We start from the raw sequence: 8662 nt of genomic DNA, 5'->3' as shown, positions 1-8662 counted from the left end.
TCCACGAGGAACCCCATGGCGTCGCTCCGTATCATCTGCCCAAATGGCCATCTCGGCTTCGCACCGCTGAAACCGGTGAGCTTTCAATCCGCCGTCGCGACCCAGCCCGATTTCATTGCCGCGGATTCGGGCAGTGACGATATCGGCCCCGTGCCGCTGGGTGCCGATGTCTGTGCCAGCCCGAAAGCATGGCAGCGTCACGACCTTGAACAGATGCTACTGGCCGCGCGCCGGATCGGGGTGCCGATGATGATCGGCTCGGCTGGCGACACCGGCACCAATAGCCGGGTGGACATGTATCTTGAAATGATCCGCGAGATTGCGGCGGAACACAAACTGGCGCCGTTTCGGCTTGGCTGGTTCTACTCGGAAGTGGACAAGGAAATGGTGCGCGGCAAGATCCGCTCGGGCTCGGCCATTCGTGGCCTCGATGCGCGCGAAGATCTTTCCGAAGAAGAGCTGGACGCGACTTCGCGCATCGTTGCCATGGCGGGCGTGCACCCCTTCATCAAGTTGCTGGAAGAAGGGTGCGATGTGATCATCGGCGGGCGGTCATCTGACAGCGCGATTTTCGCGGCGGCGGCACTGCACAAAGGTTATCCCGAGGCCGAAAGCTACTATCTTGGCAAGGTGCTCGAATGTGCCTCGTTCTGCGCCGAACCTTATGGTGCCAAGGAAACCGTGATGGGCGAGATCACGAAAGGCCATGTCGAAGTTACCGCGATGGCCGATTTTCAGCGCTGCACGGTCGCGAGTGTGGCGGGCCATGCGATGTATGAACGCTCGAACCCCTATCACGAGTTCGTCGCAGGCGGCATGCTTGACATGACCAACTGCAATTATTCGCAGGTCAGCGAAAAGACCACGCGCGTCACCGGAATGGAGTTTGTGCCTGCCGAGGATTTCCGGGTCAAACTTGAAGGCTCGGGCAAAGAGGGCGAGCGGTTCGTCGGCATGGCCGGCATTCGTGACCCCTATACCATCGCAAATGTCGATCGCGTCATAGACTGGGCGCGCACCCAGACCCGCGAACGTTTTGGCGATACCGGGTGGGAATTGCATTACAACGTCTTTGGCCGCGATGGCGTGATGGGCGCGATGGAACCCTTGCGCGACCAACCGGGGCACGAGCTTTGCATTGTGGTGCAGGGCGTGGCCCCCACCCGCGAAATGGCCGAAGAGGTGACGATGACCGGCACCCGCCAGCTGTTCTACGCGCGCCTGCCCGATGTAAAAGGCACCGCGGGCGGGGTTTCGTTCGTGCTTGATGAGGTGCTGCCTGCCAGCCCCGCCTACCGCTGGACGCTCAATCACACGATGGCGGTGTCCGACCCGCTGGAGTTGTTTCCCACCCATAGCGCCATTGTCGGCTGAGGTAGTCCCATGAAAAACCCCGTGAACACCCGCACCAAACTGTCGGATCTGGCCAAGACCATCCGCTCGAAAAATGCCGGTACCGACAAGATCACCTTCGACATCATCTTTCGCGAAAAGGCGACTTACGAGGCGGTCAAACGTTCGGGCGCGATCAACCGCGAAAGTGTGTGCGCCACGCTCAACGTCGATCCGGCGCGGCTGACCGATTTTGTCGAATACGATCCGGGCTATGCGATCAAGTTCACCATCCTGCGCTTGCGCCCATCGGGCAGTGCGGGCGATGGCGACATTTTCGGCGCGCAGCAATACGCGCCGTTCCTAGACTTCGAAATCGACATGACGGCCTGAAATCTGCAAGGCGGCTCTTGGGTTTGCGGTGCGGCGGTCATAGGTAGGTGTCTCAATAGCGGCACCTACCCGCGCCTATTTGGAGATGCCGCATGACCCGGCCAACGCTGTTTTCCCCTGTTACGATTGGCGCAATGGCGCTGGCCAACCGTGTCGTCATGGCACCGCTGACGCGCAACCGCGCCCGCGCTGCCGATGACGCACCCTATGCGCTGCACGCCGAGTATTACGCACAGCGCGCCAGCGCCGGGCTGATCATCACCGAGGGGTCGCAGATTTCGCCCACTGCCAAAGGTTACGCCTGGACGCCCGGCATCTATTCGCAAGCCCAGATTGAGGGTTGGGAAAAGGTCACTTCCGCGGTGCATGCGGCGGGTGGCAAGATAGCATTGCAGTTGTGGCATGTCGGGCGCGTCTCGCACACCAGCCTGCAACCCGGCGGGGTTGCCCCGGTTGCGCCTTCCGCCATCGCGGCGGGCGGGCGCACCTTTACCGGCGAGCGGTTCGAGGCGACATCAGAGCCGCGCGCGCTGACGGTTTCCGAAATCGCGGGGGTGGTGGACGATTACGCCACCGCAACGCGCAACGCGCGGGCCGCAGGCTTTGACGGCGTCGAAATCCACGCGGCAAACGGCTATCTTATAGATCAGTTCCTGCGCGACGGCGCGAACCAGCGAACCGATGCGTACGGTGGCTCTATCGCCAATCGCACGCGGTTCTTGACCGAAGTGCTGGAGGCTGTGACAGGCGCGTGGGAGCCGGGGCGTGTCGGCATTCGCCTTGCCCCCTTCACCAACTCGAACGGTATTTCCGATAGCGATCCGATGGCGCTGTTTGGCCACGCGATTTCCCAGATCGACCGTTTCGGCCTGGCCTTCCTGCACATGGTGGAGGGGCAGACTGGCGGTTCGAGAGAGCTTGCACCCGGCCATGCCATAGCGCCGCTGCGCGCGCGCTTTAGCGGTGCCTACATCGCCAACAACGGATACGACCGGGAAATGGCGCTGGCGGCGGTGGCTGAAGGGCGGGCCGATCTGGTGGCCTTTGGCCGTGCCTTCATTGCCAACCCGGATCTGGTAGAGCGGTTGCGCCAAGATGCGCCGCTGAATGTGCCGGATGTCTCTACTTTTTACGGTGGCGGCGCGAAGGGCTTTACCGATTACCCCGTGCTGGCGGACCTGCCCGCCTGAACAGGTTCAGGCGGCGCTCACAGCTACCGCAATGCCTGCGAAGTGGCAGGCAGATGCGGCGGCGACAAAGCCATGCCAGATCGCGTTTTGAAACTTCAGGCTGTGCCACTTGTAGAAAATGACACCGACCGAATAGAGCAGCCCGCCAACGATAACGAGCACCAGTGTCGATGTGGGCAGCGCCATCGCCACGGGCTTGATCGCGGCCAGTGCGGCCCAGCCCATCAGCAGATAAAGCGCGATCGCAAGGCGGTCAAAACGGCCCGGCAGCAACATCTTGATGGCGCTGCCACCAAGCGCCCCTGCCCAGATCACGCCAATCAGGACCCAGTTCCAGATCTGATTGCCCAGCATCGCCAGTAGGGCAGTATAGGTGCCCGCAATCATGAAATAAATTGCCGAATGGTCGAACCGACGCAGCAACCATTTCAGCGACGACGGCGGCGTAAGGTTATACGCGCAGGAAAACCCGAACATTGCAAAAAAACCGGCGGCGTAAATGCCGGTTGCAATGCCATAGCCTGCTTCGCCATGCACCGAGATATAAGAAAAAAGCGCCGCAAAGGCGATCAGCCCGGCCACGATGGCCGCGATATGGACAACGCCGTCGGCTACGATTTCGCCTTGGCTGGGCAGGCGCTTTTGTAGCCGAGGGTGGGTCGATGGCAATGACATGCAAGTTCCCATTTTAAGGTATCCGCGTATTCTACCGCGACTCGATGTCGTCGCGTAAGCACTCGTTGTGGTGACGTAGGGTCAAGGTGAAACACCTTTCTCGCTTGTGGTTTGCAGGTGCGGCATAAAGGCCGCGCCGACGCCGCGTATTCTCTGTCGGGCGCGCGGAATTGGTTTCGCGATATTGACGTTTGCGTGATCGCACCCAATGTGTCGCAAAACCAATCCGCTTAGCCGTATGAAGCGTATGCTTTATACTGCGCGGGTTCGTTCGTATGTAGGGGTTGGAAGATGGCAAAGAAGATCAAAGGTCACACAATTGCGGCACTGATTGTGCTGGTCGCCACCGCCGCTTGGGTCGGCACGGGCGAGTTCAGCTCGGTTGGCAGCAGAATCGCATTGGCCGCGCAGCGCCCCGACCCCGGAATGGAATCGGCAGCAACACCCGCTGACCCTGATACGGCCGCCGCGCCCGACACCGCCGCGCCGCAGTTGCGCCGTGTGGTCGAGGCCGTGGTGCCTGCCTTTGAAGATCACGCACGTCTGATACGGCTTTCGGGCGTGACCGCGCCGGGCAAGCGTGCCGTGCTTGCCGCGCGCGCCAGCGGTGCGATGGAAACCTTGGCTATTTCCGCAGGCGACACGGTCGAGGCTGACGCGCTTGTGCTCAGCCTCGAAGGGGTCGAGGCGCAGGCCGCCGTGACAATCGCGCAGACCCAGCTTGAGCAGAGCCTGAGAGAACTTGACGTGGCAGAGAAGCTGCTGGTCGCGGGTAACCGGACCGAGATGCAACTGATCGCCACGCGCGCCGCCGCCGCGACTGCGCAGGCGCAGCTGGATCAGGCGCTGGCAACACTTGACCGATTGCAGCTGCGCGCGCCCTTCGCCGGCTATATCGACTCGGTCGAAGTGGAGCGTGGTGAATGGATCACCGCAGGCACCGAGATCGCCACGCTGCTGTCGCTTGATCCGATCGAAGTGAAGGCCGAGGTAAGCGAGTTGCACGTGCGCTACCTGCGGCCGGGCGCTGAAGCCGAGGTCACGCTGGCAGACGGGCAGACGCTGCGCGGGACCGTGTCATTCGTGGGCAAGGAAGCCTCGGCGCTGACCCGCACCTTTCCGGTGAAGGTTTCGCTGGCCAATCCGGACGCGGCGATTGGCGCGGGCATGACGGCAGAAGTAAAACTTTACGCAGACCCGGTGCGCTCGGTCGTGGTGCCGCGTTCGGTCATCACGCTGTCGGCCGAGGGCGAGTTGGGTGTGCGCGTTGTCGGCGATGACGGCATCGCACATTTTTCCTCTGTGGAACTGCTTGACGATACGCCGACCGGCCTTGTGCTGACCGGGGTGCCAGAGGACGTTCGTATTATCGTTGTCGGTCAAGATCTGGTGCGCGATGGCGACCTTGTGACCGTCGCGGGCGATCTGCCTGCTGCTGGGGCCAACGAATGAAACTTGTCGAACTGGCGATCCGCAACGCGCGGTTGACGATTTCAATTCTGGTTTTTCTGATGGTCGCGGGGGCGATGTCCTATGTGTCGATCCCCAAGGAAGCCGAACCCGACGTCGATATTCCGATCATCTATGTTTCGATGTCCTATCAGGGCATTTCGCCTGAGGACAGCGAGCGGTTGTTGCTGCGCCCGATGGAATCGGCACTGAAATCCATCTCGGGCATCAAACAGATGAGCTCGACCGCCTATACCGGCGGCGGCAACGTTCTGTTGGAGTTTCAGGCGGGTGCCGACCTCGACAAGGCACTTACCGACGTGCGCACCAAGGTTTCCGCGGCGCGCGGCGATCTGCCAAGCGGCGTTGATGAGCCGACCGTCAACGAGGTGACTCTGGCCGAGTTTCCGGTGCTGGTGGTTACGCTTTCGGGCGATCTGCCAGAGAGTGCGCTGACGCTTGCCGGGCGCGAGCTGCGCAACCGCATCGAAGAGGTTTCGGGCGTGCTCGACGCAGACCTTCAGGGCGTGCGCGATGACCTGATCGAAGTGGTGGTAGACCCGGCCAAGCTTTCTTCCTACGGGCTTCAGGTCGGCACGCTGATCGCCGGGGTCAGCGCGAACAACCAACTGATCGCGGCCGGTGCGCTGGAAGGTGATGAAGGCTACTATTCGATCAAGGTTCCGTCGCTGATCGAGACTGCTGAAGATGTGGCGAACCTGCCGGTTGTGGTTACACCCTCGGCTACGGTGCGCGCCCGCGATATTGCCACGGTGCTTTCCACCAAGAAATCCGCCACCTCGGTGACGCGCCTCAACGGCCAATCCGCTGTGGCGATCGAGGTTAGCAAGCGCTCTGGCGCAAACCTGATCGAGACGGTCGATGCGGTGAAGGCAACGGTCGAGGCATTCCGCCCGCTGCTGCCCGATGGGGTCGAAGTCTCGTTCAGTCAGGACAAATCGACCTCGATCCGGCAGATGCTGGCCGATCTGCAAAACTCGGTGCTGACCGCGGTGATTCTGGTGTTCATCGTGATCCTGTTCGTGCTGTCGGGCCGCGCCTCGCTGCTGATCGGGCTGGCGATTCCGGCCTCGTTCCTGATGGGCATCCTGTTCTTGTCGCTCTACGGCGCCACGGTAAACATGATCGTGCTGTTCGGCCTTATTCTCGCCGTCGGGATGTTGGTCGATGATGCGATCATCGTGACCGAATACGCCGAGCGGCGCATGAGCGAGGGGATGGACAAGCGCGAAGCCTTCGCTCTGGCCAGCCACAAGATGGCAGGCCCGGTGATCGCCGCAACCATGACCCGGATCGCGGCGTTTTCGCCGCTGTTGTTCTGGCCCGGCATCGTGGGCGAGTTCATGATGTATCTGCCGATCACGCTGATCGCCACGCTTTCCGCCTCGATGCTTTATGCGCTGATCTTTGCCCCGACCTTGGGGGCGATCTTTTCGAAGCCCGTGCACCTTAAGCAAGGCAACAACGACGGGCTGTACATGGCCTTGGTCAAGCGCGCCGTCCGCCACCCGGTGCTGGTCGCGCTGATCGCGGTTGCAAGCCTTGTCGCGGTGCCAATGGCCTATGGCAAATACGGCGCCGGGGTCGAGTTTTTCCCGGCGGTCGAGCCGGATTACGGCCTGCTTTATGTCCACGCCCGCGGCAACCTTTCGATCGATGAAAAGGATGCGCTGGTGCGTCAGGCCGAAGAGCGGATTCTTGGCTGGCCGGGCATCGAGACTGTTTACACCCGCACTGGCGATGTCGGCGGTTTCGGCACATCTGTCGCCGCTGACGTGATCGGCAGCATCCAGTACGAGTTCATCGATTGGCGCGAACGCAAGCCCGCCAGTGAACTGCTCGACGATCTGCGGGTGGCGATGCAGGGCATTCCCGGCGTCGATATCGAGGTTGCCGTGCCGGTCGCGGGGCCTTCCAGCGGCAAGGCGATCCAACTGCGTCTTTCGGCGGCAATTCCGACCGGGCTTAACGAAGCCGCGCGCCAGATTGCCGAAGAACTGGCGACCTTCCCCGAAGTTATCGACATCGACAATGGTCTGCCGCTGCCGGGGGTGGATTGGGAATTGCAGGTCGATCGCGCCTCGGCGGCGCGCTTTGGGCTGACGCCGGGGGCTGTCGGCTCGATGGTGCGCTTGGTCACAGGCGGGTTGACGCTGTCAGATTACCGCCCCGCGGGGGCCGATGATGCAGTCGATATCGTGCTGCGAATGCCGCCCGAGATGCGCACGATCTCGACGCTAGATCAGTTGCAGATTGAAACCATCGCCGGGCCGGTGCCGATTTCGAACTTTGTCACCCGCGTCGCCGCGCCGACCACCGGAACACTGACCCGGATCGACGGGCTGCGCACGATAACCGTACAAGCGGGTCTGCGCGAAGGCGTCCAGGCGGCCGCAGTGCGTAGCGCAATCGCCGAGCGGATGCGGTCGGCGGGGCTGGAAGACGTGGGTATCCGCTGGAAGCTGGTCGGTGAAGACGAGATGCAGGCAGATGCCTCGTCGTTCCTTGCCAAGGCATTCGGTGCCGCGATGGCGCTGATTTTTGGCGTGCTGCTTGCGCAATTCAACCGCTTCATCTCGGTTGGGCTGGTGCTGTCGGCGGTGGTGATGTCCACGATCGGGGTTTTCCTTGGCCTGTTGATTACAGGGCAGCCCTTCGTGATCGTAATGACCGGAATCGGTATCATCGCGCTGGCGGGGGTGGTGGTGAACAACAACATCGTGTTGATCGACACCTATGACACGCTGCGACACGAGGGCATGGACAAGATCGAGGCGATCCTTGAAACCTGCCGAGAGCGTGCGCGCCCCGTGGTGCTGACCGCGCTGACCGCCATTCTGGGCGTGCTGCCGATCGCCTTCGGGCTGAACCTAGAGCTTTTGACGCACGAAACCACCTATGGCGCGCCGTCAACGCAGTGGTGGATCGCTTTCTCGTCGTCGTTCGTTTTCGGCCTCGCCTTCGCCACCGTGCTGACGCTGGTCGTCACACCGTCGATGCTGATGCTGACCACCCGCGCCAACACCCCGAAAAAACGGCGCAAGTGGTTCGGGCGAAAATAAGCGCATGCGAATTGCCCCAAGGCGGGGCAAGCCCACGAAACGCCGCGCCGCCGCGCGGCGTTTGCGTATGGGGACTAAAGACTTAGGTGGACTGCGGGCATCCTGCTTGCAACAGACGCGGCACCGCGCAACCGAAGCGACGTGGACCTCGCATTGCCAGCCTGCCCCTTTCGCCCTAGCATCGGGCTATCTGCCCATATGGGCCGCGCCACTGGGCGAGAGCAAAGGTGCGGGCGATCTTGAAATCCTGTCGGTTTTAGAGAGTGCGCTCTGGGCTGAAATGATTGTGGATCGAAGCGTGGACGGAAGCGAGCGACCGTAATCCTCGCATCCGCCGAAATCAAAACACCGCCTGCTCACGCAGTCGAAGGGCTGGCGCGGATGCTTCGCATGATGGTTTCCCTAGCGGCCAGTTTCTTGCCTGTCGCGGATGTCTTTCACAACTTGCTCGGCAAGTGCCTTTGTCTTTCCGGGCTTCTTCGTCATGCTCTACTCGATGTCGGGTCAAGATGAGGCTGAAACCCTCCGCCAGACAATCGG

Annotated in this window: 6 protein-coding genes; 5 read left to right on the top strand and 1 reads right to left on the bottom strand. The window is 61.7% G+C overall.

Annotated features, from left to right (window positions below):
• The 3 genes from ABY403_RS10065 to ABY403_RS10055 all read left to right on the top strand — a co-directional run.
• The coding region (locus tag ABY403_RS10065) for an acyclic terpene utilization AtuA family protein (RefSeq protein WP_372840665.1) at positions 1 to 1374 on the top strand (1374 nt) is incomplete at its 5' end.
• Between the two features lie 9 nt (positions 1375 to 1383).
• Entirely contained in the window at positions 1384 to 1725 is a 342-nt protein-coding gene (locus ABY403_RS10060) for a DUF4387 domain-containing protein (RefSeq protein ID WP_372840664.1), read from the top strand.
• A gap of 92 nt (positions 1726 to 1817) precedes the next feature.
• Complete coding sequence (locus ABY403_RS10055; RefSeq protein ID WP_372840663.1) at positions 1818 to 2915, top strand: alkene reductase; 1098 nt, start codon at positions 1818 to 1820, stop codon at positions 2913 to 2915.
• Between the two features lie 6 nt (positions 2916 to 2921).
• On the opposite strand, the gene ABY403_RS10050 is transcribed toward ABY403_RS10055, so the two are convergent.
• Positions 2922 to 3590, bottom strand: a complete 669-nt coding sequence (locus tag ABY403_RS10050; RefSeq protein WP_372840662.1) for a hemolysin III family protein — start codon at positions 3588 to 3590, stop codon at positions 2922 to 2924.
• 291 nt (positions 3591 to 3881) lie between these two features.
• On the opposite strand from ABY403_RS10050, the gene ABY403_RS10045 reads away from it, so the two are divergent.
• Both ABY403_RS10045 and ABY403_RS10040 read left to right on the top strand, forming a co-directional pair.
• Positions 3882 to 5042, top strand: a complete 1161-nt coding sequence (locus ABY403_RS10045) for an efflux RND transporter periplasmic adaptor subunit (RefSeq protein ID WP_372840661.1) — start codon at positions 3882 to 3884, stop codon at positions 5040 to 5042.
• Positions 5039 to 8122 carry an efflux RND transporter permease subunit gene (locus tag ABY403_RS10040; protein ID WP_372840660.1) on the top strand — a complete coding sequence of 1028 codons (3084 nt, stop codon included), beginning with the start codon at positions 5039 to 5041 and terminating at the stop codon, positions 8120 to 8122. The genes ABY403_RS10045 and ABY403_RS10040 overlap by 4 nt, the downstream gene beginning before the upstream one ends.
• Positions 8123 to 8662 lie beyond the last annotated feature (540 nt).

The sequence above is a fragment of the Phaeovulum sp. genome (assembly GCF_041596715.1).
Lineage (GTDB): Bacteria > Pseudomonadota > Alphaproteobacteria > Rhodobacterales > Rhodobacteraceae > UBA6213.
Note: the sequence above shows the minus strand (reverse complement) of the source record. Positions and strands in the feature narration are given on the sequence as shown.